The 2652-nt window shown below is 46.6% G+C and carries 1 protein-coding gene and 1 pseudogene; one reads left to right on the top strand and one right to left on the bottom strand.

Translation table 11 applies throughout. The features are described 5' to 3' along the window. Positions 1–517 precede the first annotated feature (517 nt). A complete protein-coding gene (locus tag QN379_RS23260) occupies positions 518–2119 on the top strand; it encodes an ABC-F family ATPase (RefSeq protein WP_322239210.1) in 1602 nt (533 codons plus the stop codon). 194 nt (positions 2120–2313) lie between these two features. On the opposite strand, the pseudogene QN379_RS23255 reads toward QN379_RS23260, so the two are convergent. After that, positions 2314–2652, bottom strand: a pseudogene (locus QN379_RS23255) (hypothetical protein); the annotation flags it as partial.

Below are 2652 nucleotides of genomic sequence, written 5' to 3'. Positions count from 1 at the left end.
CGTTGACCCGTTCCTTGACATAATTGACGCCGTAATTTCCAGCCTCACCGGCTGTCGCAACTGCAAGATGATGACCGGCTTCCTGGTTTGAAGCGGCAGCGATGGTGGGATTGTTATGTGGCGATTGAGTTCGCATACGTGTTTCCTGTTTTGCGGGTAAAAAAATTAAGTATTGTTACTACTGGATCGCCTTATTTGCGAGGCCCATGGCGACGCGCTGCGTAGAATTGAGGCTTATAGGAAAGTCTTCCTCCAGAAAAGGTTCCCTTGATTGGTGAGATTAATATCGGTACGACATTCGCCGAATTAGGGTGCGCGCAATGTTGTTTGACTAATTATGTCGATGTTCACTCTAAGCGGAATGAGTTTGGTTTAGATGCATTAAATGTTGGTTGCTAGTACTTTTTTGATGATATTTAAGCAGCAAAACGACCCTATTTTTGGTCGTGACTGAACACGTCGCAGCAAAATGGTAAAATAGAAGGTTATTCCATATTGTTTCTAAGGGCTTTTTTCCGTGCTATCCACAGCAAATATTACAATGCAGTTCGGCGCCAAGCCGTTGTTTGAAAACATTTCGGTCAAATTCGGCGATGGCAATCGCTATGGTTTGATCGGTGCCAACGGCTGCGGCAAGTCGACCTTCATGAAAATTTTGGGCGGTGATCTTGATCCGTCTGGCGGAAACGTGATGTTGGACCCGAACGAGCGTTTAGGTAAACTGCGTCAGGATCAATTTGCATTCGAAGAAATGCGCGTGCTTGATGTCGTCATGATGGGCCACACTGAAATGTGGGCTGCCATGGCCGAGCGCGATGCAATTTATGCCGATCCTGAGGCGACCGACGACGATTATATGAAGGCCGCCGACCTTGAGGCCAAATTCGCAGAATACGATGGTTATACCGCTGAATCACGCGCGGGCGAACTGTTGATGGGAGTTGGCGTGGCGATGGACCAGCATAAAGGTCCAATGAGCAATGTCGCGCCGGGTTGGAAATTGCGCGTATTGTTGGCGCAGGCGCTGTTCTCTAATCCTGACATTCTGTTGCTCGACGAGCCGACGAATAACCTGGATATCAACACCATTCGCTGGCTTGAAGATGTATTAAATCAGCGCAATTCGACCATGATCATTATTTCCCATGATCGTCACTTTTTGAATCAGGTGTGTACTCACATGGCCGATATGGATTACGGCACATTGAAGGTATATCCCGGAAACTACGATGACTATATGCTGGCGTCCACACAAGCGCGTGCGCAGCAGTTGTCAGTCAATGCAAAAGCTAAGGATAAAGTCGCTGAATTGCAAGACTTTGTGCGTCGTTTTGCGGCGAATAAATCTAAAGCGCGTCAGGCGACATCCCGTGCCAAGCAAATTGAAAAGATTAAGGTTGAAGACCTTAAGCCATCCAGCCGCGCCAATCCGTTTATTCGTTTTGATGGCGAGAAAAAATTGCATCGACTGGCTGTGGATGTGCAAAGCATCACCAAGAGTTACGACCGTACGCTGTTTAAGAATTTTGGCATCATGGTTGAAGCTGGCGAGCGTATCGCGATTATCGGTGCCAACGGCGCGGGTAAAACCACTTTGCTTCGTAGCATAGGCGGCACAGATATTTGCGGGCTCGAAGCAGATACGGGTTTGGTGAAATGGGCAGAAAACGCTAATCCAGGTTACATGCCGCAAGACCCAACTGAAAACTTTGCCGCGGATATTACGCTGACTGACTGGATGGGCGCATGGACACAGGAAGGTGACGACGATCAGGCGGTTCGCTCGATTCTTGGTCGCTTGTTGTTCAGTGGCGATGACGTCAAGAAATCTGTCAAAGTATTATCGGGTGGTGAAAAGGGACGAATGACTTATGGCAAATTGATGTTGGGCCGCCATAACATTTTGTTAATGGACGAGCCAACCAATCATATGGATATGGAGTCTATTGAATCGCTCAATATTGCTCTTGATAAATATGCCGGTACGTTGATTTTTGTCTCTCATGACCGGGAATTTGTATCATCTCTGGCAACACGTATTTTAGAAGTCAAAGAGACTGAAATAGTTGATTTCCGCGGCAATTATGAAGATTATCTGACTAGCCAAGGTATTGAGTAACTGATTTGACGATCAGTTATTGGCTATTCTAGTGCAGTCAACATGGGTGCGGAGTTGCTTCTCTATGCTAGATTGCGAGTGTTGACTGGTGGTTTAGGTGGCTGGTGAAGAGGTTGTCTTCGTGAATGTCAAAAAAGTGCACCCTACGTTTTAGGTGCACTTTTTTTTGCGCTTTAGTGGCGTTCTTTAAAGTGCTATTCCAAATTGATAGAATTTGGCCCCGGTTCGCCAAGATAAAGTAACTGATCGAGTCGATCGCGCAGGCTGCGGGTGATTTCTTTGCCTTTGGACTTAAATATGGCTTCGAGATAAAGCTGTCTTATTTCTTTGAAATCATCAATCGAACTAGCCCGTTCGACCCTCAGTTGCAGACTATATCCACGCAAACCGATCATGCTCTTGATCGTTTCGTTGTAAAACCGATAAACGCATTCGAACTGACTTTTTCCTATTGGTAGAATTGTTTGCGTTTGTGGTATTCCGAAGACAGGGGCAGCGGAAGGTGGTGACGCTACCGACGCATTGAAAGTATC

This window comes from Glaciimonas sp. Gout2 (assembly GCF_035018905.1).
Classification (GTDB): domain Bacteria; phylum Pseudomonadota; class Gammaproteobacteria; order Burkholderiales; family Burkholderiaceae_D; genus Glaciimonas.
The sequence above is the reverse complement of the archived record's forward strand: the minus strand, read 5'-3'. Positions and strand labels throughout refer to the sequence as shown.